This is a genomic window from Profundibacter sp., assembly GCF_056498605.1.
Genome location: NZ_JBSMEZ010000106.1, coordinates 1 through 26684 on the forward strand (window position 1 = coordinate 1; position 26684 = coordinate 26684).

A 26684-nucleotide genomic window follows, 5' to 3' on the forward strand; every position below is an offset into this window, starting at 1 on the left:
CAATCTGAAGTTCGAAGTTGAGCTGATCGCGCCGATCGCCATGGAAGACGGCCTGCGCTTTGCGATCCGCGAAGGCGGCCGTACTGTGGGTGCCGGTGTGGTGTCTAAAATTATCGAATAAAATGAAAACCAAAAAGAATGGATCAGGCCGCCGTATGGCGGCCTTTTTCACGCGTAGCACACGGTTATCAGAGTTCTATCGGCGCGGTTTTCGAAGATAGGACTGCACCCAAAGTGCTTTCTTGCCTTCGCTATCATCCCCGTTATGGATAATCGCCAATGCGGTATGTATTTGGCCATTGCTTAATGCAGACACATCCGTTCCCGGTGCATAACGGCGGATTTCAGCGATGTTAAAGGGGGGCGCTGCCGATCTTGCTGTGTCGCAACCGCTCACCAGCAGCATAAAAACCACAGCAATAACGAGCTTCTGTTTCATGGGGTGCTCCACTTCATTCGCAAAAGGCTTACTTTGATTATACACGGTGCAGTAGGGTCCGATGATCACAAATCAGGCCGGATTAATGACAATGGGTTGTAAATGTTTTGAGATCTGCTCTGTAAAAGGGCGCGTTAAACCGGCTTTTCTTTTTTGCGGGCCGAATTATACTGAGTGCAACCAGTGGAGGGCGACATGGATCACTAGCAATCTGATCAGACCGTAATTTCAATCAGAAAGGCTATCCCCATGAAACGCCCGTTTTTGGCTGCGGACGCGCAGCACCCCGTCACCTTGCCCGATGGCACAATCCTGCAGAACCTTGTTTATCTGAACCAGGTCATAGATCACCCGAATATCGAGGTAGGCGATTACACATATTTCAACAGCTTTCAGCCGGTTGATGATTTTGCCTCGCGCATAGCGCCATATCTGTACGAGGGCGCGCCCGAGCGGTTGCTGATCGGGAAGTTCGGGCAGATCGCCAATGGCGTCTTGTTCATCACCAGTTCGGCCAATCATCCGATGCGGGGGTTTTCGACCTATCCGTTTGCAATCTTTACGCCTGAAACAATGGGGGCTTATGCCATAGAAAACGCAGAGCGGGGCGATACCGTTATCGGTAATGATGTCTGGATCGGGCATGAGGCTAAGATCATGCCGGGGGTGACCATTGGGGACGGGGTTATCGTCGGGGCCGGTGCTGTTGTGACCAGTGATGTGGCGCCCTATGCGATTGTAGCGGGCAATCCGGCACAGGTGGTGCGTATGCGGTTTGAACATGACGTGGTTCAGGCGCTACTGGAAATTCGTTGGTGGGATTGGCCAATAGAAACGATTGAAGAAAACGTTTTCGCGATCAGTGCAGCAAAGCTGAGTGATCTGCGATCAGTATCGCCATGATGTTAGTCAATGACGGGGCATCCTGTGCCGCCAATGCCATCATCCATATCCGTTGCTATGCAGTCGCTTTTGCGTTCTAGATCAGCGGTGCCCTCAACAACGACGGGTGCGGCAGCGGCGACCTCGCCCATGCTCTCATTCTTCTGGCTACAGGCAGACAGCCCCAACAGGGTTACGGTAATGCCTATTCTGACAATATTACGCATCATGATTTGCCTTTTGACGTGTGATAGAAATAGCCCCCGGCCCTGAACCTATCGTGAGCGTTATCAGATGGCAATTTCTTCATTGCCGCAGCCTTTTGGCTGAGCTGTTCCAGCAGCGCCATTTGCCCAGCGTTGAAATCGGTCTTCAACTCATCAATCTGGGCGCTGGTCAGGTCTGTGTAATGCACGGCCCGTTCAAAATGCGGCGGGGTTTGGCCCAGCACATTGTCCGTCGCCGCACTTAAGTGGTCGCCAAAATTATGCGCAAGATAGGCAAGTTGATCCTCGGACCCCGAAAGCGGCTGATACGAGGTTTGAACCAGCTGCACGCATTGATCATCGGTTATTGCCACGGTTCCTGTCGCAACCAGCATGTCCAGCATCGTGCGTGGATGCACATCCTTGCGTACGATGCGGGCCAATGCCTCGAACGATGGTTCAGAGCCGTTTTTGGGCAGGTCTTTTGGATGACCAGAAGAATTGTAAGCGGCTTCGGTCTGCCAAAGCGCCACCAACCGTGCCAGATGATTGGGTTTTTCGGATTCAGCGCTGAATTCCCGAAGCCTGACAATATCCCGCCGTTGCAATCCGGTCAGCACCGAAAGGCGACTGTCGGTAATTTTACCGTCGGTCATTGATTTGGCGGCCTCGATATAGTGGCGCTTTAGGCGCTCGATCAAATCGGGAAACAGGATGCCACGGGCCACGGTCAGGCGGGCAAAGGCAGAGAAAAGCGGGTCAAGTGGATTTAACATAATGTGCAATATACACATTGTGATTGACGCCGCAAGGTGGTAGGTATATGTGTTAATTACACATTAATGGAGTAACCAGATGTTACAAAGAATAAAGCCATTAGGATTTCCGATGAAATTAAGGGACGTTATCAAACCGTTTCTGTATTGCACGGCAGGATTGTTGGCAGCCTGTAGCCCCGCTGGGTTTGAAGACGCGGCCATGGTTGAAGCGCCTGTAGCAGAGGAATCCGCTATGGCCTCGCCGGTTATGGCGGGCGATGCGGCAAGGTCAAAAATCATAGTTGCCCCGCCGCCAACCTCCCCCATCACAGCATCACGCAGCGCGCCCAGAACCGGCGTTATCACCGCAGGCGACATTGATGATACCCTGAACGTGGCCGCGTTTCAGCTATACCTGAACAAAGCGCGGCGCACGACAAAGCTACCAGCAGCCAACCTGTCCAGTCCCGTTATAGCACGGCTGACAGGCCCGAACGGGAAACCGGCCCCGGGTGTGCGGGTGACATTGCGAAAACCCGGCGCCTCATCGCCATTCTATAGCGGTTATTCCGGCGTAGATGGCAACATAACCGTATTTCCTGCCGTGCATGGCGCGGGGCGTTTAGGTGCGGTTGAATTGCGTGCATTCCCGCAAGGGCAGGGCGATGTCGTCGTGCGGAAAATTTCCAGCACAGGCGGGCGCAAGAAAATCGTGCTCCCTTTTGCGGGGAACAGGAAACCTGATTTCCTTGATTTGGCCTTTGTTGTCGATACCACCGGCAGCATGTCGGATGAGCTGGATTGGCTGACCCGCGAATTGCGCGGTATAGTGCGGGCCGCACAACGCAGCGCACCAGGGGTGGATATCCGGTATGGCCTGATTGTTTACCGCGACGACGGGGATGACTATGTGGTGAAAAACTATGGCTTTACCTCGCGCCAGTCTGAAATGGTGGGGTGGTTGCGTAAACAGGATGCCAATGGGGGCGGTGATTATCCAGAAGCAGCCGCAGCAGCCCTTGCGGCTGGCGCTGGCTTGAATTGGCGGCGTGGCAAGGGCGAACGGCTGATGTTTCACATTGCCGACGCGCCGCCGCATGATCGTGATGCCCGCACCTATCTGGAAGCAGCCCGTCGCGCCGCCAAGAATAATGTGCAAATCTTTGGGCTGGGCGCCAGCGGGGTGGCGGCTGAATCGGAATATCTGATGCGTCAGGCCGCGGTTCAAACCAACGGGCGCTATCTGTTTCTGACCGATGACAGCGGGGTTGGAAATGGGCACGCCGAGCCGACGATTTCCTGCTACCGCGTTACCAAGCTAAGTAATCTGATGGTTCGCGTGCTACAGAGTGAGTTGAGCGGGCATAGAGTAGAAGCACCCGATAGCGCCGTGATCCGCAATGTCGGGAGCTATCAAGCAGGTGTTTGCCGCAACTGATTGTCGACAGACCAATGGAAAAAACTCAGGCCGCCTTTCGGGGCGGTCTTTTTATTTGAACAGCTTGTTCAGAAATGAGCCACCCTCGGCTCGTAACAAAAAACTGCGAACCTGTTGGTATTTCCGGCCTTCTTTGTCATTACCATGAATGATCAACAGTAGCATTTGGACCTGGCGGTCAGACAATGTCGATAAATCGGCGCCTGATGCATAGCCCTGAATTTCAAGGGTGTCGAACGAGGCCGCTGCAGAAGCCGCACCAGTGCTGGATACCAGCGCGATTATAGCCGCTGTGACGAGGTTTTTCATATTGTCTCCTATGGCTCGATAGTTGTTTTCCATTAACTCTTATATGTCGACGCGGCACTGACAAATCAACTCACAAGGGGATTAACGCAGTCCGGTTATTGTCACAGAGATGTAAAGTGTTGGCCATATCCAGATCACAGCAACCTGAACCGGAAATTTGGGACGGTAACAGTATTGGGGGAATGCCATAGTCTTTTGTGCAATATGCGTTTCTTTGCCATTGGTCCTTGATTCCAGTCGGTATGTGCCGTAATCCCACTCTCGGTCCTAGGGGTTTAGCTCAGTTGGTAGAGCATCGGTCTCCAAAACCGAGGGTCGTGGGTTCGAGTCCCTCAGCCCCTGCCAGGACATTGTCGCAAAATGCTTGCACAAAAAAGTGCCGCGCCACTGGGGCGCGACACTGGGCTGTTAGATGTCAGTTGACTGTTACTCGGCTTCAGCCAGAATTTTTTTGATTTGCTGAACTTTGCCCATGCCTTCTTCTTGGTCGATAAAGGCCTGAATTTGTGCGATCTGGGCAAGAGTCAAATTGCCAATATTCTCGGTCGGCAGCCCCATGGAGCGCAGCGAGTTATAAACAGAACCCGTCAGCATGTTCAGTTCATTTTCCATTGCAAAAGCAGAACCGGCAAAGCCAAGTGACAACGTGGCGACAGTAGCGATTGTTGCGATAGTGTTTTTCATAGTCATATCCTTTTTGTTGATCGTATGATCGTTGGTTTCGTATTCACCGGGTTTCTTGCCGGTAACATCAATTTGGGCAGTGGTGAGCAGTAAGTAAAAACACGAAATGGAACACGGTTTCACACAGGTATTTGTATTGACCCGTTATTCGCGTGATTGCGAAGTGATCAGGGTGATGCCAATATCATTTACTCCCGCAATCAATTGATAAATAATAATAAAAAATGTAATTAATATCACGATTACATATAGTATTTCAGATGCCGGTGTCCGAAACAGGAGCGGCTTATTGATTAAGCGCTTTGTTTCACAACCCCATAAATTTGTGCATCACAGGTGAGTGATCTCAAAGCCGATTTCGCAAGGATATGCGTGTAAACGCCACAGATTTGTTTCAACTAGGCAGGTCATAGTAACAACCGATAAAAAAAGCCCGGCACAAAGGCCGGGCAATTGTTCGTGTGAATGGTTGGTAAGCTGTGTCAGGCAGATGCTGGCGTAAACACAAGCGAGGTTCCGTTGATGCAATGTAACACATCGCGATCAACCAGCAGGATATGCCCCATGTGGCTACCGCAGCGACGGCAGTGGGCTTCAATCATTGAAAACCGCCCTAGATTATCAACGCTGCTACCACTTGGCCCGCCATCAATCGAGGTGAGCACCGAATCCGTGATAGAATTCTTGAAAAACACCCAGCCTTTATCCAGAATAACTTTCCATGATGATTCATAAATATCCAGATCACACCCGCGACAGGCATAAGTCCCCTTGTCGGTTGAGACGGCGTAGGGGCTGGTGTGAGGTTTCTCGGTTTTGAATTCACGTAAAACCCGGAACTCTTCGTCGTTTAGTCTTGTGTGCCATTCGTCCTCGGTACGAATGATTTCGTAGGTGTAACCGCTGTTGCCATTACTCGTAGCAGCGGCTGCAGGTCGTAACGCTGGGGTGAGGGTTACAGCAGATAGGGCGCTTGCTTTTAGGAAAAACCGGCGACCGGTTGAGAATTTTTTATGCATTTTGGCCTTCCTTTCTATGAGTACAATCTAGGCGGCAGGCTTGTCACGGTCGAACCAAGCCTTCGTGAGGGAACGACACGGATTTTTCACTAAATCGGGAGCGGCGCGTGTTGAATGCGTGTTCAACCCCTAGGTGGCGTTTTCGGTTGCATGGCTGCATCGGCCTGGAAAAACCCAAACACGCCCACACCACCAAACGCCTGTTCACCTATCCCGATATTAAAGGCGAACCCGAGGAAACCTCTTGCAAAGCGATTTCGCCCTATCTGTTTGATGCAGGTGGGATGGCAAACCCGCATGTGGTGGTGCGAGATATGAGCCAACCAATTTCGGATAGGCCAAGGATGATGCGTGGGGCACAGTCTACTGACGGCGGCCATCTGATTTTTCGTGGCCCTGAACGCGATGGTTTCCTTGCGCTGGAACCTATGGCGGAAAAATACCTGCGCCCCTACATCGGTGCGGCGGAGTTTTTGCAAGGTAAAGAGCGTTGGATTTTGTTTTTGAAAGACGCCAATCCTGCCGACCTAAAAACTATGCCACATCTGCGCGAGAGGATTCATCGGGTGCGTGAATTTCGCGCTGCCAGCAAAAAGCCAGCAACACAGAAACTGGCGGATTATCCGATGCTGTTGGAGGGTAAGGCAATTCCAGAAAGTGCGTTTGTGATTGTTCCGCGTGTTAGCTCTGAACGGCGTGAATACACTCCATTTGCGTGGTCACTGCCACCAACCATTCCCAGCGATGCGGTGATTTTTGCCGAAAAAACCACCCTTCCTGATTTCGCCATCCTCACCTCTGCCATGCACATGGCATGGATGCGCACTGTGGCGGGGCGCTTGAAATCAGATTACCGCTATTCCATCGGCTTGGTCTATAATACCTTCCCGCTGCCAAAAGGCGACCTCTCCAAACTCGCCCCCTTGGCCCAAGCCATCCTCGATGCCCGCGCCAATCATCCCGACGCGACCTTGGCCGATCTTTATGATCCCGATCTGATGCCCGCCGATCTGCGCCGTGCCCATATTGCCAATGACCGCGCCGTGGACCGGATGTATCGGCGCACGGGGTTTGACAGCGAACGTGAACGGGTGGAACATTTGTTCGCCATGTATGAGGCGATGCAAGCCCCGCTTTTGGCCAAAAAGCCGCGCCGCCGCCGCCGATAAGGGCATATGAAATTAGTCATATGGAATTCATATGCGATTCATATGGTTTTCATATCTTGAAAACCCGGCGCTAAAGGCGTATCTGACCCTTTATCAAACCTAAAGGCATCCAGATGGCACGCACTAATCCAATCCAGTTTATCCAGCAGGTTCGTGCTGAGGTTTCCAAGGTCGTTTGGCCCACGCGCCGCGAGGTGCTGTTGACCACGATCATGGTTTTCATCATGGCCGCGCTGACTGCGATCTTTTTCTCGCTGGTTGATCTGTCAATCCGCTCGGCTTTGACCGCAGTGCTGGGAATGTTTGATTGATATAATCATGCCCTTATGCACTTGAAACAATTGGGTTTCGGATGTAGATCGGGCGTCACCACATAGACAGGCGTGCAGCGATTCGGGTTGCGCGCTGTTTTTTGTTTTGGATGAAGGCGGGCAACCGTCTGAAAGAATTGAATTTTCCCGTGCGTATGCACGGCAGGCACAAGGGCGAAGGCAACATGGCGAAGCGGTGGTATTCTGTAAGCGTTCTCTCGAACTACGAGAAAAAGATTGCCGAACAGGTAAAAGTTGCTGTCGATGAGGCTGGTCTTCAGGACGAAATCGAAGAAGTTCTGGTGCCCACCGAAGAGGTGATCGAAATTCGCCGCGGTAAAAAAATTACCGCCGAGCGCCGTTTCATGCCAGGTTATATTCTGGTGCGGATGGAAATGTCGGATCAGGGCTATCACCTGATCAACTCGATCAACCGAGTCACCGGATTTTTAGGCCCGCAAGGTCGCCCGATGCCGATGCGCGACGCCGAAGTAAACGCATTGCTGAACCGTGTAGAAGAGGGCGCAGAATCACCGCGCACCCTGATCTTCTTTGACATCGGCGAAAAAGTCGCTGTCACCGACGGCCCGTTCGAGGGCTTTGACGGGATGGTCGAAGAAGTCGACATGGAAAACAGTCGCCTGAAGGTGACCGTATCAATTTTTGGCCGCGCTACGCCGGTCGAGCTGGAATTCACTCAGGTCACCAAAGAAGCCTAAGTGCAATAGCGTCGTGTTTTGCTAAAAAACACGACGGATGTGGGAGGTGAAGCGGGCGCGCCCGTTGAGCCGGACCACGCAACCCTAATCCCCGCAGGCGCGCTTGTGGGAATGTTGAAAGTAGGAGAAGCCTAATGGCTAAAAAACTGGCTGGCACAATGAAGCTGCAAGTGCCTGCAGGTCAAGCGAACCCGTCCCCCCCCGTGGGTCCGGCGCTTGGTCAGCGCGGCATTAACATCATGGAATTCTGCAAATCGTTTAACGCGAAAACGCAGGATCTTGAGCCGGGTGCCCCTTGCCCGACCATCATCACATACTATCAGGATAAATCCTTTAGCATGGAAATCAAGACGTCACCGGCGTCTTATTACCTGCGCAAGGCTGCGAAACTGAAATCAGGTGCAAACCTGCCTGGTCGTGAAGTTGTGGGCACAGTGACAATGGCACAGGTCAAGGAGATCGCCGAGGCGAAGATGAAAGACCTGAACGCAAATGATATTGATGCGGCTGCAAAAATCATCATGGGGTCCGCACGCTCCATGGGCATCGAGGTGAAGTAATCATGGCCAAGCTAGGAAAACGTACCGCAGCTGCTCGCGCCGCATTTGCCGGTAAATCAGACCTGACAGTTGAAGAAGCTGTTGCGCTGGTAAAATCGAATGCAACCGCGAAGTTTGATGAAACCATCGAAATTGCCATGAACCTGGGTGTTGATCCACGCCACGCTGACCAAATGGTCCGCGGCGTTGTGGCCCTGCCCAACGGCACAGGCAAAACCATGCGCGTGGCTGTATTCGCCCGTGACGCCAAAGCCGAAGAAGCAACCAAAGCTGGTGCTGATATCGTTGGTGCCGAAGACCTGATGGAAATTGTGCAAAGTGGCAAGATCGACTTTGATCGCTGCATTGCCACCCCTGACATGATGCCAATCGTTGGCCGTCTGGGTAAGGTTCTTGGCCCCCGCAACCTGATGCCAAACCCCAAAGTGGGCACGGTGACTATGGATGTGAAGGCAGCCGTTGAGGCGGCCAAAGGTGGCGAGGTTCAGTTCAAAGTTGAGAAAGAGGGCGTGTTGCACGCTGGTCTTGGCAAAGCGTCATTTGATGAGGCCAAGCTGGTTGAAAACGTGCGTGCCTTTATTGACGCAGTGAGCAAGGTTCGGCCATCAGGCCTGAAAGGCTCATACATGAAGAAAATCGTGTTGAGCTCGACCATGGGCCCAAGCGTGACCGTTGATATCGCCAGCGGCACTGGCAACTAAGAGATTTGATCCCCGGCATGTACGGGGATCATTTAGCGCGGTCGTAAGGCCACGTTCTGTCCGAGACGGAGGGTTGGGGTAACACCTGCTAATTCCTTCCTGAGATGGGAAGCGAGACGGATTTATGCGAGGAGATTTCCTCGGGTGATTTTGGCCTCGGGACCCTGAAATTGGACCCGAAACGCCCCACTGATACGGGGCACAAACTGAGCCGGAAGGGGAAGCCCTTCCATAATTGGAGTGAAACTGTGGATAGAGCACAAAAAGAAGCCGTAGTCGCTGAACTCGGCGAAATCTTTGAAAGCTCTGGCGTTGTAGTGGTGTCCCACTACGCGGGTCTTACAGTTGCGAATATGCAGGATCTGCGCGCGCAAATGCGCGAAGCAGGTGGATCCGTGCGTGTTGCCAAAAACAAGCTCGCCAAAATCGCCCTTGATGGAAAGCCTTGCGCAAGCATTGGTGACCTTCTGACGGGTATGACTGTTCTTTCCTATTCCGAGGATCCTGTGGCTGCGGCCAAGGTTGCTCACGGTTTTGCCAAAGAAAACGATAATTTCGTGATCCTTGGCGGGGCAATGGGTGAGAACGCACTTGACGTCGCCGGTGTTAAAGCCGTCGCAGCAATGCCATCCCGTGATGAGCTTATCAGCTCGATCGCTGGTTGTATTGGTGCGCCTGCTTCCAACATCGCCGGTGCCATTGGCGCGCCTGCAAGCAACATCGCCAGTATCTTGTCAACGATTGAAGACAAGGCTGCTTAAGCAATTGAAAAGGCCGGCGTATGGATACCCCATGACGTTGGAACACAAACTAAAACGAAAGAGACAGTAAAATGGCTGATCTGAGTAAAATGGCTAAAGAGATTGTGGGTCTGACCCTTCTCGAAGCTCAAGAACTGAAAACTATCCTGAAAGACGAGTATGGCATCGAGCCTGCTGCCGGTGGCGCCGTAATGGTTGCTGGTGGTGGTGACGCTGGTGGCGACGCTGGCGATGCACAAACAGAATTCGACGTAATTCTAGTGTCTGCCGGTGCAACGAAAATTGCTGTGATCAAAGAAGTCCGCGCCATCACTGGTCTTGGCCTCAAAGACGCAAAAGACCTGGTCGATGCTGGCGGCAAAGCTGTCAAAGAAGGCGTAGACCAAGCCGAAGCAGACGAGATCAAAGCCAAGCTGGAAGCAGCTGGCGCCGAAGTCGAACTGAAGTAATTCGGGGCAGGGTGCCAAGGCGCTCTGCTGGTTTGAAAATCTGGCTGAATCCGAAGAAATTTGGGTTCAGCCGAACCTGTCTTAGTAAGGGCTTTAACCGCAAAAGCCTTTTCTAAGACTTGGTTCACGGTTCGAGAGCAAGCCAATGGGAGGCTTGCGAGAATAGACCATGATCCAGTTGCGTGTGCGGCGCATAGCTGTGGCCCCGACAGCCAATGTGCCCGCGAGCAAAGTGAAAGGCGACAATACCGATGGCGCAATCTTATCTTGGCCAAAAGCGGCTGCGTAAATATTACGGTAAAATCCGTGAAGTTCTGGAAATGCCGAACCTGATTCAGGTTCAGAAATCCTCGTATAAACTGTTCCTTGATTCCGGCGATCAGCTGGCCCCAATGGATGGCGAAGGTATCAACGGCGTTTTCCAATCGGTTTTCCCGATCAAGGATTTCAACGAAACAGCCATTCTGGAATTCGTGAAATACGTTCTGGAAAAACCGAAATACGATGTCGAAGAGTGTATGCAACGCGACATGACCTATTCGGCCCCGCTGAAGGTAACTTTGCGCCTGATCGTGTTTGATATCCACGAGGATACCGGCGCGAAATCGGTTAAAGACATCAAAGAACAAGACGTGTTCATGGGCGATATGCCTTTGATGACACCAAACGGCACCTTCGTTGTGAATGGCACCGAGCGGGTGATCGTCAGCCAAATGCACCGCTCACCCGGTGTGTTCTTTGACCACGACAAAGGCAAAACCCACAGTTCCGGTAAACTGCTGTTTACCTGTCGCATTATCCCATATCGCGGTTCGTGGCTGGATTTTGAATTTGACGCCAAAGACATCGTTTTTGCCCGTATTGACCGGCGCCGTAAGCTGCCTGTGACCACCCTGCTGTACGCGCTGGGGCTGGACCAGGAACAGATCATGGATGCCTACTACGACACCGTGAGCTTCAAGCTGAAGAAGAACAAAGGCTGGGTCACCAAGTTTTTCCCTGACCGTGTGCGCGGCACCCGTCCGGTGTTTGATCTGGTGGATGCGAAAACCGGCAAGGTGATTGCCGAAGCCGGCAAGAAAGTAACGCCACGCGCGGTTAAGAAGCTGATCGACGAGGGCAAGGTCAAAGACCTGTTGCTGCCTATCGATCAGATCCTTGGCAAGTTTGTTGCCATAGACATCATCAACGAAGAAACCGGCGCGATCTATGTTGAGGCTGGTGACGAACTGACCGAAGAGCTGGACAAAGCAGGCGAAGTAATCGGCGGCACCTTGAAAGAGCTGCTGGATGCGGGCATCACCGAGCTGCCAATTCTGGACATCGACAACATCAACGTCGGCCCATACATGCGCAACACGATGGCCGTGGATAAAAACATGGGCCGCGATACCGCCCTGATGGATATCTACCGCGTGATGCGTCCGGGCGAGCCGCCCACCGTTGAATCCGCGTCAGCGCTGTTTGACACGCTGTTCTTTGATAGCGACCGTTATGATCTGTCCGCCGTTGGCCGTGTAAAAATGAACATGCGTCTGGCACTGGATGCCAAAGACACCCAACGCACCTTGCGCCGCGAAGATATCGTGGCTTGCATCAAGGCGCTGGTTGATCTGCGCGATGGCAAAGGCCAGGTCGATGATATTGACCACCTTGGCAACCGTCGTGTGCGCTCCGTTGGCGAGTTGATGGAAAACCAGTATCGCGTTGGCCTGCTGCGCATGGAGCGCGCAATCAAAGAGCGTATGTCATCGGTCGAAATCGACACCGTGATGCCACAGGATTTGATCAACGCCAAACCGGCTGCGGCTGCGGTGCGTGAATTCTTTGGCTCTAGCCAATTGTCGCAATTCATGGACCAAACCAACCCGCTGTCCGAGGTGACGCACAAGCGCCGCCTGTCCGCACTTGGGCCTGGCGGTCTGACCCGCGAGCGTGCTGGCTTCGAGGTGCGCGATGTGCATCCAACCCACTACGGGCGCATGTGTCCGATTGAAACGCCTGAGGGTCCGAACATTGGTCTGATCAACTCGCTGGCGACATATGCGCGTGTGAACAAATACGGCTTTATCGAAACGCCCTATCGTAAGGTTGTCGATGGTCAGGTAACGGATGATGTTCAATACATGTCCGCCACCGAGGAAATGCGCCACACTGTGGCGCAGGCCAATGCGCATATTGATGACAAGGGCCGGTTCGAGAATGATTTGGTGTCCAGTCGTCAATCGGGCAACTACCTGCTCAGCCCGCGTGAAAACATCGATCTGATCGACGTTAGCCCGAAACAGCTGGTCTCGGTTGCGGCATCGCTGATTCCGTTCCTAGAAAACGATGACGCCAACCGCGCCCTGATGGGATCAAACATGATGCGTCAGGCTGTGCCTTTGCTGGTGGCCGAAGCGCCATTGGTTGGCACTGGTATCGAAGAAGTCGTGGCCCGCGATTCAGGCGCTGCTATCATGGCGCGTCGCGGCGGGGTGATCGACCAAGTCGACGCCAACCGCATCGTGATCCGCGCGACCGAAGATCTGACAATCGGTGATCCGGGTGTTGATATTTACCGTCTGCGTAAATTCCAGCGTTCCAATCAGAACACCTGCATCAACCAGCGTCCGCTGATCAAGGTCGGTGACAAGGTTACCAAAGGCGAAGTGATTGCCGACGGGCCCTCCACCGATCTGGGTGAACTGGCGCTGGGTAAAAACATCATCGTCGCGTTTATGCCTTGGAATGGCTACAACTACGAAGATTCGATCCTGATTTCCGAGCGCATCGTGCGTGACGACGTGTTCACTTCGATCCACATCGAGGAATTCGAGGTCGCGGCGCGTGACACCAAACTTGGCCCTGAGGAAATCACCCGTGATATTCCGAATGTTGGCGAAGAAGCGCTGCGCAATCTGGATGAAGCCGGTATTGTTTACATCGGCGCCGAAGTGCAACCAGGTGATATTCTGGTCGGTAAAATCACCCCGAAAGGCGAAAGCCCGATGACACCGGAAGAAAAGCTTCTGCGTGCCATCTTTGGTGAGAAAGCCTCGGATGTGCGTGATACTTCCTTGCGGGTCAAACCGGGTGATTTCGGCACGGTTGTCGAGGTGCGCGTCTTTAACCGCCACGGTGTGGAAAAAGACGAACGTGCCCTGCAAATCGAGCGTGAAGAGGTCGAAAGCCTTGCCCGTGACCGTGACGACGAGTTGCACATTCTGGACCGCAACACCTACGGGCGTTTGCGTGGCATGATCCTTGGCAAGGTTGCGGTGAAAGGTCCGAAAGGCGTTAAGCCGAAATCGGAAATCACCGAAGAACTGCTGGAAATGCTGTCGCGCGGTCAATGGTGGCAACTGGCGCTGGGTGACGAGAAAGACGCAGCCGAAGTTGAAGCCCTGAACGAGCAATACGAGGCGCAGAAACGTGTTCTCGAGGCCCGTTTTGAAGACAAGGTTGAAAAGGTTCGCCGTGGCGATGATCTGCCTCCGGGTGTGATGAAAATGGTCAAGGTGTTCATTGCGGTGAAACGCAAACTGCAACCGGGCGATAAGATGGCGGGTCGCCACGGGAACAAAGGTGTGATTTCACGCGTTGTTCCAATGGAAGACATGCCGTTCCTTGCTGATGGAACGCCAGTTGATTTCTGCCTGAACCCGCTGGGTGTGCCGTCGCGTATGAACGTTGGGCAAATTCTGGAAACCCATATGGGTTGGGCCGCGCGCGGTCTGGGTCTGGAAATCGACGAAGCGCTGCAGGGCTATCGTCGCTCTGGTGATCTGACGCCTGTGCGTGAAGCGATGAAAGTCGCCTATGGCGAAGATGTCTATAATGAGGGCATCAAAGGCATGGATGATGATTTGCTGGTGACAGCCGCCAGCAACGTGACGCGCGGTGTGCCGATTGCGACACCGGTGTTTGACGGTGCCAAAGAAGGTGACGTTGACGATGCGCTGACCCGCGCAGGGTTCAGCACATCTGGTCAGTCGATCTTGTTTGATGGCCGCACAGGCGAGCAATTCTCGCGCCCTGTGACCGTAGGCATGAAGTATCTGCTGAAACTGCACCACCTAGTGGACGACAAAATCCACGCCCGTTCAACTGGTCCATACAGCTTGGTTACGCAGCAACCTCTGGGCGGTAAAGCCCAGTTTGGTGGTCAGCGTTTCGGGGAAATGGAAGTCTGGGCGCTGGAAGCATATGGCGCGGCGTACACGCTGCAAGAGATGCTGACAGTGAAATCGGATGACGTTGCAGGCCGGACCAAAGTTTACGAGAGTATCGTCAAAGGCGAGGATAATTTCGAGGCTGGTGTGCCGGAGAGCTTTAACGTGCTGGTCAAAGAGGTCCGCGGTTTGGGCCTGAACATGGAACTCCTGGATGCGGAGGGTGAAGACTAGGGCGCAAGCCCCATCACCCCACCCATCCGCAACCTAATTTTTGAGGTATCAAAATGAACCAGGAACTGACAAATAACCCGTTTAACCCACTGACGCCCCCTAAGGTGTTTGATGAAATCAAGGTCTCTCTGGCATCGCCCGAGCGTATCCTTTCGTGGTCTTTCGGTGAAATCAAGAAACCCGAAACCATCAACTATCGCACGTTCAAACCAGAACGTGACGGCCTGTTTTGTGCGCGTATCTTTGGCCCGATCAAAGACTATGAATGTCTGTGCGGCAAATACAAGCGGATGAAATATCGCGGCGTTGTCTGCGAGAAATGCGGTGTTGAGGTCACGCTGCAAAAAGTGCGCCGCGAGCGCATGGGCCATATTGAACTGGCCGCACCCGTTGCACATATCTGGTTCCTGAAATCACTGCCATCGCGTATTGGCCTGATGCTGGATATGACGCTGCGTGATCTGGAGCGCATCCTGTATTTCGAGAACTACGTGGTGATCGAACCCGGCCTGACAGACCTGATCTATGGTCAGTTGATGTCAGAAGAAGAGCACATGGACGCGCAAGATGCCTATGGCATGGATGCGTTCACTGCCGGTATCGGTGCAGAAGCCATCCGCGAAATGCTGAGCCAGATTGATCTGGAAGGCGAAGCCGAAGCGCTGCGCGCCGATCTGGCTGTGGCAACCGGCGAGTTGAAGCCGAAAAAGATCATCAAGCGTTTGAAAATCGTCGAGGCGTTCATTGAATCGGGCAACCGCCCTGAGTGGATGATCATGACCGTTGTGCCAGTGATCCCGCCAGAACTGCGCCCGCTGGTGCCGCTGGATGGTGGCCGCTTTGCGACGTCCGATCTAAACGATCTATATCGTCGGGTGATCAACCGGAACAACCGTTTGAAACGTCTGATCGAACTGCGTGCGCCTGACATCATTGTGCGTAACGAAAAACGTATGTTGCAGGAATCTGTCGATGCGCTGTTTGACAATGGCCGTCGTGGTCGGGTGATTACAGGGGCCAACAAACGGCCGCTGAAATCGCTTTCGGACATGCTGAAAGGTAAGCAGGGTCGCTTCCGTCAGAACCTTCTGGGCAAACGGGTCGATTTCTCGGGCCGCTCGGTGATTGTGACCGGTCCCGAATTGAAACTGCATCAATGTGGTCTGCCCAAAAAGATGGCGCTGGAGCTGTTCAAACCGTTTATCTATTCGCGGCTTGAGGCCAAGGGTATGTCGTCAACCGTGAAACAAGCCAAGAAGCTGGTTGAAAAAGAACGCCCCGAGGTTTGGGATATTCTGGACGAAGTCATTCGTGAGCACCCAGTGATGCTGAACCGTGCGCCGACCCTGCACCGTTTGGGCATTCAGGCGTTTGAGCCTGTGCTGGTTGAAGGCAAAGCGATCCAATTGCACCCGCTGGTGTGTTCCGCGTTTAACGCTGACTTTGACGGTGACCAAATGGCGGTTCACGTTCCACTGAGCCTTGAGGCGCAGCTGGAAGCCCGCGTGCTGATGATGTCGACCAATAACGTGTTGTCGCCATCAAACGGCGCGCCGATTATCGTTCCGTCGCAGGATATGATTTTGGGTCTGTATTACGTCACCATGATGCGCGAAGGCATGAAAGGCGAAGGCATGATGTTTGCCGACGTCGAAGAAGTGCAACACGCGCTGGACGCGGGCGCTGTGCATCTGCACGCCAAAATCATCGCGCGTATTCCGCAGATCGATAACGAGGGCAACGAAGTGCTAAAGCGCTTTGAAACCACACCGGGCCGGATGCGTTTGGGGGCATTGCTGCCGTTGAACGCCAAGGCACCATTTGATCTGGTCAACCAGTTGTTGCGCAAAAGCGAAGTGCAACAGGTGATTGATACGGTTTACCGCTATTGCGGCCAAAAAGAATCGGTTATTTTCTGTGACCAGATCATGACGGTCGGTTTCCGTGAATCGTTCAAGGCCGGCATTTCGTTTGGTAAAGACGACATGCTGATCCCAGATAGCAAATGGACCATCGTTGATGGTGTGCGCGGTCAGGTGAAAGAATTTGAGCAACAATATATGGATGGCCTGATCACACAGGGCGAGAAATATAACAAAGTTGTCGATGCCTGGTCCAAATGTTCCGACGAAGTTGCGGATGCGATGATGAGCGAAATGTCGGCAGTGCGCGTTGATGACGCGGGCGCCGAGATGGAGCCGAACAGCGTTTACATGATGGCCCACTCGGGTGCGCGTGGGTCCCCCGCGCAGATGAAGCAGCTGGGCGGTATGCGCGGTCTGATGGCCAAACCATCGGGCGAGATCATCGAAACGCCGATTATCTCGAACTTTAAGGAAGGTCTGACCGTTCTTGAATACTTCAACTCGACCCACGGGGCACGTAAAGGTCTGGCCGATACGGCGCTTAAGACTGCGAACTCGGGTTACCTGACACGTCGTCTGGTGGATGTTGCACAGGATTGCATTATCCGCATGGAAGATTGCGGCACTGAAAATTCGATCACAGCCGAAGCTGCGGTGAACGATGGTGAAGTTGTTGCGTCGCTGGCGGAACGTCTGCTGGGACGTGTGGCTGCCGAGGACATCGTGAAGCCGGGCACAGACGAAGTGCTGGTCAAGAAGAACGAGCTGATTGACGAGCATATGGCTGACAAGATCGACAAAGCCGATCTGGCAACAGTGCGGATGCGCTCGCCACTGACGTGTGAGGCAGAAGAGGGCGTTTGTGCGGCCTGTTACGGTCGTGACCTTGCCCGCGGTACCTTGGTGAACCAAGGCGAAGCTGTCGGTATTATCGCCGCGCAATCAATCGGCGAGCCGGGCACACAGCTGACAATGCGGACCTTCCACATTGGCGGCATTGCGCAGGGTGGTCAGCAATCGTTCCTTGAGGCGTCCCAAGCGGGCACCATCGGGTTCAAAAATGCCAATCTGCTGAAAAATGCCAATGGCGATATGGTCGTTATGGGCCGCAGCATGCAGTTGGTGATTATTGATGTCAATGGTCAGGAACGTGCGCATCACAAGCTGTCTTATGGCTCCAAGGTGCACGTCAAAGACGGTCAGAAAATCAACCGTGGTGACAAGATGTTTGAATGGGATCCATACACCCTGCCGATCATCACCGAAAAAGGCGGCACAGTGAAATATGTTGATCTGGTGGCTGGTATTGCGGTTCGGGAAGAAACCGATGATGCGACCGGCATGACCCAGAAAATCATCGTTGATTGGCGCACGGCCCCCAAAGGCAATGACCTGAAGCCCGAAATCATCATTCTGGACAAAAAAGGCGAGCCAGTGATGAACGCAGCGGGTCACCCGATGACCTATGCGATGTCGGTGGATGCCATTCTGTCCGTTGAGGATGGTGACGAGATCAAAGCCGGTGACGTGATTGCGCGTATCCCGCGTGAAGGTGCGAAAACCAAGGACATCACCGGTGGTCTGCCGCGTGTGGCCGAACTGTTTGAAGCCCGTCGCCCCAAAGACCACGCGATCATCGCTGAAATTGATGGTTACGTGCGCTATGGCCGCGACTATAAAAACAAGCGCCGCATTTCGATCGAGCCAGCTGATGACACGATGGAAACCGTCGAATACATGGTGCCCAAAGGCAAACACATTCCTGTGGCCGAGGGCGATTTCATCCAGAAGGGTGAATACATCATGGACGGTAACCCGGCGCCGCACGATATTCTTGCGGTTATGGGCGTCGAGGCATTGGCAAACTACATGGTCGATGAGGTTCAGGACGTTTACCGCCTGCAAGGCGTGAAGATCAACGATAAGCATATCGAAGTGATCGTGCGCCAAATGTTGCAGAAATGGGAAATCTCCGACAGTGGCGAAACCACGCTGCTAAAAGGCGAGCATGTGGACAAAGCCGAATTTGATCTGGCGAACGAGAAGGCGAAAGCCAAAGGCGTCCGTGAGGCCAAAGGCGAGCCAATCCTGCTTGGGATCACCAAGGCATCGTTGCAAACGCGCAGCTTCATCTCGGCGGCATCGTTCCAAGAAACCACGCGGGTTTTGACCGAAGCATCGGTTCAGGGCAAACGTGATAAACTGGTTGGTCTGAAAGAGAACGTGATCGTTGGGCGCCTTATCCCAGCCGGCACTGGTGGTGCGACGATGATGTCACGCAAAATCGCTCAGGACCGCGATAACGTGGTCATTGAGGCCCGCCGCAAAGAAGCAGAAGAGGCCGCACGTTTGGCCGCGCCTGTGGATGACATTGTCGGTGGTGATGTGTTTGACACAGGTCTGGTGGACACACCCGAGAGCCGCGACGAATAAGCATCGTTCGATAAAAGTAAAAAGGCCTCCGTGTGAAAACGCGGGGGTCTCTTTGTTTTGTGGATAGACATGAGCAATTTTCATTCCTACGATGCAAATCGTTGGTCAAAGATTTTGGCTGCCAACGGATATTCTGACATAGAAAGACTACGGTGATGGGAGCGCTCTCGGACAATATGCGCGGTGCGCTGCTGATGATGGGCAGCATGGCGGCCTTTGTGTTCAATGACGCTTGTATGAAGGTGTTGCTGGGCGATGTGCCGTTGTTTCAGGCCATCCTGCTGCGCGGGGTCGCAACCGTTGTGATGATGGTGCTGATGTCGCGCTGGCTGGGGGGGCTGGATTTCAGGATGCCACGCCGCGATTGGGGGCTGGTGCTGGTCCGCAGCCTGTCGGAAATCGGCGCGACCTATTTCTTTATCAACGCGTTGTTTCACATGCCGATCGCCAATGTCACGGCCATCCTGCAAGTGTTGCCGCTGACCGTGACCCTATCCAGTGCGATGTTGTTCGGGGATAAACTGGGTTGGCGTCGTCTGCTGGCGATCATGGTCGGGTTTATCGGCGTGATGATCATTGTGCGCGACGGGCTGACGGGCCTGAATACCTACGCGCTGTATGCGCTGATTGCAGTCGGCTTTGTCACCGTGCGCGACCTCTGTGCGCGGCGCCTGTCGCCTGGTGTGTCATCAGTCACCATTGCGCTGATCGGGGCCATGGGGATTGTCTGCTTTGCGGCCATCGGATCAGTCGGCAGTGAATGGGTCGCGATCAGCGGAAAGTCCGCAGGCCTGCTGGCGGGGGCCACGCTGTTTATCATAGGCGGCTATCTGTTCAGTGTGATGACCATGCGGGTTGGGGAAATCAGCTTTATCGCCCCGTTCCGCTATACCAGCCTGTTATGGGCGTTGCTGCTTGGCTTTGTGGTGTTTGGCGATTGGCCGGACAACCTGACCATGCTGGGCATCGCCATTGTTGTTTCTATGGGCGCGTTTACATTCTATCGGGAACGCAAGCTGGCTTTAGTGGCGCGGTAGCGACTTGGCCATATCCATGTGGTGCCGGTAGCGGTGATCCAGCGCTGGATCATCACCACGCTTTTCGCACATGCTCACAACATAATCGGCGCAGCACAGATGATGCAGCCGCATCACGCCAGGGATCTGGCACAGGCGGCCGTATTCATGATCAAACCTGTCCCCATAGGATATGGCCGACAGGTTTTCCTGATCGTTGCGGTCCAGCGTTTTGCGAAAGGTTTCGGTATAGCGGTCCGCAAGGTTCGAGGCCGCAAGCCGCCCCTTTTTGTAGTTGAATTCCTCGCGCGTGCGCACCGCGTAATGGTTCACCTCGGCAATGTGGTGCAGCATCCGGCCAGACGGGCAGGCGTTCTGCGGGCTTTTGTTCGGGTGGAAGGTATCAAAGCGCGTGCCATCGGACAGGGCATAGTAATTGCCATCCTTCCCCCATGTGCCAGCGCCGCTCCAGCCGCTGGCGCAATGCGAATTCAGCCGCTTGTATAGCCGCGGGTCACGCACGACGCTTTTTATCACCGCGTTGCGAAAATAACCCACCTTGCTGGACAAGGTGAACCGCCGATGCACCAACGTATCCTGCCATGTCTGTTGGTCTGATCCACCAAACAGCCGCCAGTTGATCGCCATTGCAGCAAAGGGCACATCGCCATCGTTCAGCAACGCGTCAATGGTGCCATCACCGACGTGGATCACCAGAAACTCGTCCACATCGCAGGTGAACAGCCATTTGGCCTGCTTTATCATAGGGCTTCGGCGGGCGATGCGGTAAGCTTCGGGCTGTGGGCTATGACCGTCGCGGGGCTCATGGCGTTTGCAGCTTAGTTCACCTGACCGTTCCAGCAGGCGTAACATTTGCGGTGAATGGTCGGTGCAATCGTTGAACATCACCAGAACATTCTCGAACCCCAGCATCTTTTGCCAAGCGAGCCATTCCAGAATAAACGGCCCCTCGTTGCGCATTGCTGTCAGAACGAGGCCGCCATGCATGTTGTGATTGTCCTGTGTCCGGTTTCCGCCTATTTATCATGGCGTTTTGACGGCGGTCAATAATAATGGGGTAATCATGTAGCAAGGATTGTTTGCGCCTGTTGATACTTCGTGCGCCCCATTATTCGAGTGCAATTAGGTGGGGATTATGCCTGAATTAGCTCTATACGATACCCGTCCGGGTCTTCGATAAATGCAATCGTTTCACGATGCCCGGTTTCATCAACGGCCAAGGTCATCGGCCCTGACGCCCTTACGATCTTAGCACCCATTCGGGAAAACCGTTCGCATGCACCATGAATCTCCGAGACTTCAAGCGCGATATGTCCGAAGCTCGTGCCGTGTTGATAGCTGGTTTCGTCCCAATTATAGGTAAGCTCGATCACAGCATTTGTATGCTCATCCTCATAGGCAATGAACACAAGCGTAAATCGTCCTTCGGTAAAGGTTTCGCGCCGCAGCTCATGCATTCCTAAAACATCGCGGTAAAATGCGAGTGAGCGCTCTAGGTCCGCAACGCGGATCATTGTGTAAAGAATGCGCGCGGGAATGATTTGTGCATGTGTGTCGTTGTTTGTGTTCATAATAGCGGCCTTTGGCAATCGAGTGTGCGGACTGTTGTTGCCACAGCCCGCCATAACTCTTGTTAGAGGTAGTAGGGAGAATTCAGGCCACGGCTTGCCGCCTCGGTTGCGTCGGCATCAAAAACCCGCGTGTAGTAAGCCGCGTTCATTTTCGCGGCGGTTTTCGGAAAATCGTCAATAGCAAAGGCAAGCGCATTTTCGATTGTGTCAAAGGCATCGACACCGTCCAACGTGTTGGTGTGTAGCCCGCTTAACCACATCTTTGAGATAAGGCCTTTTTGCTTTTTCAGTACAGGATTCCGGTCCTGCCATGGGGCCTTGTCAAACGGGATGTTTACTTGAACTTCTGTATAAACGAATGCGCCCGGTTCACTGGTGGATTTTGCGCCAAAATGTGGGGATCCCATATCAAGACTGGCGTCTTTTACGATGGTTGCATCAAACACGCGGGTTGTTTGGGCAACGCCGAATTTTCTGGAAACTGCGGGAAAGAAATGGGTGCAATAGTGCTGTGCGTTTTTGATGCTATCAAAAGAATAGATGCCGCCAACAGCCTGACTGCCAACCCCAGAAAACCATGTCTTGTTCAGGAAGCCGGGTTCTTGGGCGATCAGTTCGTTCAGGTCGGCCCACGGGACATCATTAAAAGGGACGGAGTTTTGCATTTCCGTATATACAAAGGCTTTGGTCTTCATTGTGCTTTCCTCTTGTTTTGTTGTGGCGAATGATTGCGTTGCGCCAAAGCTGGTTGTGGCTAATGTTGCTGCGGTTGTTTGCAACAATTCACGCCGATTAAACCGATGGGTAGGTGGGGTGGCCATTTGACTCTCCGTATGGTCGCGCTCATCCTTGCGGGATTGCGGTTATGGACTCGATGATATATAACGACCGTTATATATTGGAGAAGCGAATGGCACGACCGCTTACAAAAAAGGCGCAGACCAGAAACCGTATTCTGGATGCGGTAGGGCAGGGTTTCCGGAGTAAGGGTTATTCTGGGATAGGAGTTGACGGTATTGCCAAGGCCGCTGGCGTGACATCCGGTGCCTTTTACGCCCATTTCGGGTCAAAAGACGCTGCCTTTCAGGAGGCGCTGATCGCGGGATTGGATGAGGTTATTGCAGAGGTTCCAATTTTCCAGCGTAAATCCGGTCTGTCGTGGGTGTCCGATTTTGCAGACTACTATCTAGGCAAACCTCACCGTGACGATTTGGCGTGTGGCTGTGCAATGACCACTCTGACACCCGAGATGGCGCGCGCCAGCATGGAGTTGCGTAAAATCTATGAGTCAATGATGGGCGAGATAGTCAATATCTTTGCAGATGGCCTTGCGAATGGTTCAAAAACGGATCGTCTCGACCGGGCTTGGGCAATGCTTGCAGTACTTATAGGTGGACTAAATATTACAAGGGCAGTGGGTGTGTCTGATCTGTCAGAACATATCTCGGTGTCACTGAAAAAAACGGTGGCTCGGATTGCTGGGAAGACCCGTGATTTGAATGTGCAATGAAACGCGTATAAAATGATCCTGATATAGCAACGCCAAGTGGTACCATTATGCTTCAGGCCTGCGAAGTGAAATGTATCGTACACACTCTGTTGACACGCGCTGCGACTCCCCATATACGGCGACCACTTGGGCAGGGTGTATTCCCGTTTGCCCGACTTAAAACTAGTAGTGGTCACGATCCGGGTTGGCGCTCCGATCCTCTGGATACCCTCCATATCGTTCCTGCAATTGGGAGCGGATGTGGTTTTTGCGCTGTGCGGGTGTTTGATCCGCGTGAAATTTTAATGTGTTGCAACACGGGGATAGACCGGAATGCCAACGATACAACAGCTTATCCGCAAGCCGCGGCGGCCAAAAGTTAAACGCTCGAAGTCACTCCATCTGGAGGGATGCACGCAAAAACGCGGCGTCTGCACGCGTGTTTATACAACAACACCAAAGAAACCGAACTCCGCTATGCGGAAAGTTGCGAAGGTTCGCCTGACCAACGGTTTCGAGGTGATCAGCTATATTCCAGGCGAAAGTCACAACCTTCAGGAGCACTCTGTGGTTCTGATCCGTGGCGGTCGTGTAAAGGATTTGCCCGGTGTCCGTTACCACATCCTGCGTGGTGTTTTGGATACCCAAGGCGTTAAGGACCGTAAACAACGTCGTTCGAAATACGGCGCCAAGAAGCCGAAGTAAGGAGAGCGCGAGATGTCACGCCGCCACGCCGCAGAGAAACGTGAAGTATTGCCGGACGCCAAATTTGGTGACCGCATTCTTACGAAATTTATGAACAACCTGATGATTGATGGTAAAAAATCAATCGCTGAAAGCATCGTCTATAACGCGTTTGATCGCGTTGAAGAAAAACTGAAGCGCGCCCCTGTCGAGGTCTTCCATGAGGCCATCGACAATATCAAACCATCTGTCGAGGTTCGCTCGCGCAGGGTTGGTGGTGCAACCTATCAGGTTCCTGTCGAAGTGCGCCCCGAGCGCCGCGAAGCATTGGCCATCCGCTGGTTGATCACCGCTGCCCGCAAGCGCAACGAGAACACAATGGAAGAGCGCCTTGCCGGTGAGCTGATGGATGCAGTAAGCAGCCGCGGCACAGCCGTTAAGAAACGCGAAGACGTCCACAAAATGGCCGAAGCAAACAAAGCTTTCAGCCATTACCGCTGGTAACACTTTAAGGTTAGGCCCGAGAAAATGGCACGCGAATATCCACTAGATAGATACCGTAACTTCGGCATCATGGCGCATATCGATGCAGGTAAAACCACCTGTACCGAGCGCATCCTGTATTACACTGGTAAATCCCACAACATTGGCGAAGTGCATGATGGCGCGGCAACCATGGACTGGATGGAACAGGAGCAGGAACGCGGAATCACCATTACATCTGCGGCGACCACTACATTCTGGGCCCACACATCTGATGGCGTAAAGGACGATACTGAAAAGCATCGTATGAACATCATCGACACCCCGGGTCACGTTGACTTCACCATTGAAGTTGAGCGTTCGCTGGCGGTTCTGGATGGCGCGATTGCGCTGCTGGACGCCAACGCGGGTGTTGAGCCACAAACAGAAACTGTTTGGCGTCAGGCTGATCGCTACAAGGTCCCGCGGATTGTTTTCGTGAACAAAATGGACAAAATCGGCGCGAACTTTCAAAACTGTGTTGAGATGATCGCAGATCGCACAGGCGCTGTTCCCTGCCCTGTTCAGTTCCCGATCGGGGCTGAAACCGAACTGGAAGGCATTGTTGATCTGATCACCATGCAGGAATGGGTCTGGGTTGGTGAAGACCTTGGTGCCTCTTGGGAACTGCGCGATATTCGCCCAGAACTGCAAGATGAAGCCAATGATCGCCGTGCCACCATGATCGAACTTGCTGTCGATATGGATGACGACGCAATGGAGGCCTATCTGGAAGGCAACGAGCCAGATGTCGCAACCCTGCGCAAACTGATCCGTGCGGGCACTATTGAGATGAAATTCGTTCCCATTCTGGCTGGTTCGGCCTTCAAAAACAAAGGTGTTCAACCGCTGCTGAACGCAGTGATCGACTTCTTGCCCAGCCCGCTGGACGTTGTTGATTACATGGGCTTCAAACCCGGTGACGAAACCGAAACACGTGACATTGCCCGCCGTGCGGATGATGGTATGCCGTTTTCGGCGCTGGCGTTCAAAATCATGAATGACCCGTTTGTTGGCTCGCTGACATTCACACGGATCTATTCTGGTGTACTGAACAAGGGCGACAACATCATCAACTCGACCAAAGGCAAAAAAGAACGCGTTGGCCGGATGATGATGATGCACTCGATCAACCGCGAGGAAATCGAAGAGGCATTCGCTGGCGATATCATCGCGCTGGCAGGGCTAAAGCAAACCACCACTGGTGATACGCTTTGTTCCGTGAACGAGCCGGTTATTCTGGAAACAATGACATTCCCCGATCCTGTGATCGAGATTGCCGTTGAGCCAAAAACCAAGGCCGATCAAGAGAAAATGTCGACGGGTCTGGCCCGTTTGGCTGCCGAGGATCCATCCTTCCGCGTCGAAACCGATTTTGAATCGGGGCAAACCATCATGAAGGGCATGGGCGAGCTTCACCTTGATATTCTGGTGGATCGTCTGAAGCGTGAATTCAAGGTTGAGGCCAACATTGGTGCGCCTCAGGTTGCTTACCGTGAAACCATCGGCCACGAGGCTGAAATTGACTACACCCACAAGAAACAATCTGGTGGTTCTGGTCAGTTCGCCCGCATTAAAATGGTTATCCTTCCGACTGAACCGGGCGAAGGCTATTCGTTTGAATCCAAAGTGGTTGGCGGCAACGTGCCAAAAGAATACATCCCGGGTGTTGAAAAAGGCATCAAATCGGTGATGGACTCTGGCCCGCTGGCTGGCTTCCCTGTGATCGACTTCAAGGTGCAGCTGCTCGACGGCGCTTACCATGATGTTGACTCCTCGGTTCTGGCCTTTGAAATCGCGGCACGTGCCGGTATGCGCGAAGGTTTGCGCAAAGCTGGTGCGAAACTGCTTGAGCCAATTATGAAAGTCGAAGTGATCACGCCGGACGAATACACCGGTAACATCATTGGCGATCTGACCTCACGTCGTGGTCAGGTTCAGGGCCAAGACAGCCGTGGCAACGCGATTGCGATTGAAGCATTCGTGCCGCTGGCCAACATGTTTGGTTACATCAACAACTTGCGGTCCATGTCTTCGGGCCGTGCGAACTTCTCGATGCAGTTCGATCATTATGACCCCGTTCCGCAGACGATCTCGGACGAAATTCAGGCAAAATTCGCTTAAGCGCGGTGGCGTTTAGCATAATTCAGTAAGGAGGCCACCATGGCTAAGGAAAAGTTTGAACGTAATAAGCCGCACGTTAACATCGGCACAATCGGCCACGTTGACCACGGTAAGACGACACTGACGGCTGCGATCACCAAATATTTTGGCGATTTCAAAGGCTATG

General features: G+C 53.3%; 27 protein-coding genes and 1 tRNA gene. 19 read left to right on the forward strand and 9 right to left on the reverse strand.

What is annotated here, in order from left to right:
- Positions 1-121 (forward strand): EF-Tu C-terminal domain-related protein (locus ACWB12_RS11055; RefSeq protein WP_457645122.1); only part of this gene is annotated, 121 nt, incomplete at its 5' end.
- A 75-nt stretch (positions 122-196) separates the two neighbouring features.
- On the opposite strand, the gene ACWB12_RS11060 is transcribed toward ACWB12_RS11055, so the two are convergent.
- On the reverse strand, positions 197-439 hold the full coding sequence (locus tag ACWB12_RS11060; RefSeq protein ID WP_479530140.1) for a hypothetical protein: 243 nt from the start codon (positions 437-439) through the stop codon (positions 197-199).
- 249 nt (positions 440-688) lie between these two features.
- Between ACWB12_RS11060 and ACWB12_RS11065 the strand changes: the two genes are divergently transcribed.
- On the forward strand, positions 689-1342 hold the full coding sequence (locus ACWB12_RS11065; RefSeq protein WP_479530141.1) for a CatB-related O-acetyltransferase: 654 nt from the start codon (positions 689-691) through the stop codon (positions 1340-1342).
- A gap of 2 nt (positions 1343-1344) precedes the next feature.
- Here ACWB12_RS11065 and ACWB12_RS11070 read toward each other — a convergent pair whose 3' ends face one another.
- Both ACWB12_RS11070 and ACWB12_RS11075 read right to left on the reverse strand, forming a co-directional pair.
- Entirely contained in the window at positions 1345-1551 is a 207-nt protein-coding gene (locus tag ACWB12_RS11070) for a hypothetical protein (protein ID WP_479530142.1), read from the reverse strand.
- Positions 1548-2303, reverse strand: coding sequence for a DUF6502 family protein (locus ACWB12_RS11075; protein WP_479530143.1), 756 nt, complete (start codon positions 2301-2303; stop codon positions 1548-1550). The genes ACWB12_RS11070 and ACWB12_RS11075 overlap by 4 nt, the downstream gene beginning before the upstream one ends.
- Before the next feature lie 112 nt (positions 2304-2415).
- Here ACWB12_RS11075 and ACWB12_RS11080 point away from each other — a divergent pair, with 112 nt between their 5' ends.
- On the forward strand, positions 2416-3723 hold the full coding sequence (locus tag ACWB12_RS11080; RefSeq protein ID WP_479530144.1) for a VWA domain-containing protein: 1308 nt from the start codon (positions 2416-2418) through the stop codon (positions 3721-3723).
- Positions 3724-3774: 51 nt separating this feature from the next.
- On the opposite strand, the gene ACWB12_RS11085 is transcribed toward ACWB12_RS11080, so the two are convergent.
- Positions 3775-4032 (reverse strand): hypothetical protein, encoded by a 258-nt coding sequence (locus ACWB12_RS11085; protein ID WP_479530145.1) that lies wholly within the window; start codon positions 4030-4032, stop codon positions 3775-3777.
- Positions 4033-4301: 269 nt separating this feature from the next.
- Here ACWB12_RS11085 and ACWB12_RS11090 point away from each other — a divergent pair.
- Positions 4302-4377 (forward strand) — tRNA-Trp (locus ACWB12_RS11090).
- Positions 4378-4458: 81 nt separating this feature from the next.
- Here the strand turns inward: ACWB12_RS11090 and ACWB12_RS11095 are convergent.
- Both ACWB12_RS11095 and ACWB12_RS11100 read right to left on the reverse strand, forming a co-directional pair.
- On the reverse strand, positions 4459-4716 hold the full coding sequence (locus tag ACWB12_RS11095; protein ID WP_479530146.1) for a hypothetical protein: 258 nt from the start codon (positions 4714-4716) through the stop codon (positions 4459-4461).
- A gap of 482 nt (positions 4717-5198) precedes the next feature.
- The gene (locus tag ACWB12_RS11100) at positions 5199-5735 is read right to left on the reverse strand and encodes a peptide-methionine (R)-S-oxide reductase (RefSeq protein ID WP_479530147.1); all 537 of its coding nucleotides are present in this window, start codon (positions 5733-5735) and stop codon (positions 5199-5201) included.
- A 146-nt stretch (positions 5736-5881) separates the two neighbouring features.
- Here ACWB12_RS11100 and ACWB12_RS11105 point away from each other — a divergent pair, with 146 nt between their 5' ends.
- The 10 genes from ACWB12_RS11105 to ACWB12_RS11150 all read left to right on the forward strand — a co-directional run bounded on the left by ACWB12_RS11105 (position 5882) and on the right by ACWB12_RS11150 (position 20128).
- Positions 5882-6904, forward strand: a complete 1023-nt coding sequence (locus ACWB12_RS11105) for a type IIL restriction-modification enzyme MmeI (protein ID WP_479530148.1) — start codon at positions 5882-5884, stop codon at positions 6902-6904.
- 113 nt (positions 6905-7017) lie between these two features.
- On the forward strand, positions 7018-7215 hold the full coding sequence (gene secE / locus ACWB12_RS11110; RefSeq protein WP_479530149.1) for a preprotein translocase subunit SecE: 198 nt from the start codon (positions 7018-7020) through the stop codon (positions 7213-7215).
- A gap of 185 nt (positions 7216-7400) precedes the next feature.
- Entirely contained in the window at positions 7401-7934 is a 534-nt protein-coding gene (gene nusG / locus ACWB12_RS11115; RefSeq protein WP_479530150.1) for a transcription termination/antitermination protein NusG, read from the forward strand.
- Positions 7935-8068: 134 nt separating this feature from the next.
- Entirely contained in the window at positions 8069-8494 is a 426-nt protein-coding gene (gene rplK, locus ACWB12_RS11120) for a 50S ribosomal protein L11 (RefSeq protein WP_479530151.1), read from the forward strand.
- A gap of 2 nt (positions 8495-8496) precedes the next feature.
- Positions 8497-9195: a 50S ribosomal protein L1 gene (rplA, locus tag ACWB12_RS11125; protein WP_479530152.1), complete on the forward strand. Its 699-nt coding sequence runs from the start codon at positions 8497-8499 to the stop codon at positions 9193-9195.
- Between the two features lie 248 nt (positions 9196-9443).
- Positions 9444-9956: a 50S ribosomal protein L10 gene (gene rplJ, locus ACWB12_RS11130; protein WP_479530153.1), complete on the forward strand. Its 513-nt coding sequence runs from the start codon at positions 9444-9446 to the stop codon at positions 9954-9956.
- Positions 9957-10027: 71 nt separating this feature from the next.
- Positions 10028-10405, forward strand: a complete 378-nt coding sequence (gene rplL, locus ACWB12_RS11135; protein WP_479530154.1) for a 50S ribosomal protein L7/L12 — start codon at positions 10028-10030, stop codon at positions 10403-10405.
- A 251-nt stretch (positions 10406-10656) separates the two neighbouring features.
- A complete protein-coding gene (gene rpoB, locus ACWB12_RS11140) occupies positions 10657-14793 on the forward strand; it encodes a DNA-directed RNA polymerase subunit beta (RefSeq protein ID WP_479530155.1) in 4137 nt (1378 codons plus the stop codon).
- 53 nt (positions 14794-14846) lie between these two features.
- Positions 14847-19091, forward strand: a complete 4245-nt coding sequence (rpoC, locus tag ACWB12_RS11145) for a DNA-directed RNA polymerase subunit beta' (protein ID WP_479530156.1) — start codon at positions 14847-14849, stop codon at positions 19089-19091.
- Positions 19092-19246: 155 nt separating this feature from the next.
- Positions 19247-20128, forward strand: a complete 882-nt coding sequence (locus ACWB12_RS11150) for a DMT family transporter (RefSeq protein ID WP_479530157.1) — start codon at positions 19247-19249, stop codon at positions 20126-20128.
- Here ACWB12_RS11150 and ACWB12_RS11155 read toward each other — a convergent pair.
- From ACWB12_RS11155 to ACWB12_RS11165, 3 genes are all read right to left on the reverse strand, one after another.
- Complete coding sequence (locus ACWB12_RS11155; RefSeq protein WP_479530158.1) at positions 20114-21115, reverse strand: glycosyltransferase family 2 protein; 1002 nt, start codon at positions 21113-21115, stop codon at positions 20114-20116. The genes ACWB12_RS11150 and ACWB12_RS11155 overlap by 15 nt on opposite strands.
- A 146-nt stretch (positions 21116-21261) precedes the next feature.
- Positions 21262-21699 (reverse strand): lactoylglutathione lyase, encoded by a 438-nt coding sequence (gloA, locus tag ACWB12_RS11160; RefSeq protein ID WP_479530159.1) that lies wholly within the window; start codon positions 21697-21699, stop codon positions 21262-21264.
- Between the two features lie 62 nt (positions 21700-21761).
- Entirely contained in the window at positions 21762-22520 is a 759-nt protein-coding gene (locus ACWB12_RS11165; protein ID WP_479530160.1) for a YdhR family protein, read from the reverse strand.
- An 89-nt stretch (positions 22521-22609) separates the two neighbouring features.
- Here ACWB12_RS11165 and ACWB12_RS11170 point away from each other — a divergent pair, with 89 nt between their 5' ends.
- The 5 genes from ACWB12_RS11170 to ACWB12_RS11190 all read left to right on the forward strand — a co-directional run.
- On the forward strand, positions 22610-23209 hold the full coding sequence (locus ACWB12_RS11170) for a TetR/AcrR family transcriptional regulator (protein WP_479530161.1): 600 nt from the start codon (positions 22610-22612) through the stop codon (positions 23207-23209).
- Positions 23210-23521: 312 nt separating this feature from the next.
- The gene (gene rpsL, locus ACWB12_RS11175) at positions 23522-23893 is read left to right on the forward strand and encodes a 30S ribosomal protein S12 (RefSeq protein WP_479530162.1); all 372 of its coding nucleotides are present in this window, start codon (positions 23522-23524) and stop codon (positions 23891-23893) included.
- A 12-nt stretch (positions 23894-23905) separates the two neighbouring features.
- On the forward strand, positions 23906-24376 hold the full coding sequence (gene rpsG / locus ACWB12_RS11180) for a 30S ribosomal protein S7 (RefSeq protein ID WP_479530163.1): 471 nt from the start codon (positions 23906-23908) through the stop codon (positions 24374-24376).
- A gap of 24 nt (positions 24377-24400) precedes the next feature.
- Positions 24401-26518 carry an elongation factor G gene (gene fusA / locus ACWB12_RS11185; protein WP_479530164.1) on the forward strand — a complete coding sequence of 706 codons (2118 nt, stop codon included), beginning with the start codon at positions 24401-24403 and terminating at the stop codon, positions 26516-26518.
- A 39-nt stretch (positions 26519-26557) separates the two neighbouring features.
- Positions 26558-26684: GTP-binding protein (locus tag ACWB12_RS11190; RefSeq protein ID WP_479530165.1), on the forward strand; the 127-nt coding region annotated here is incomplete at its 3' end.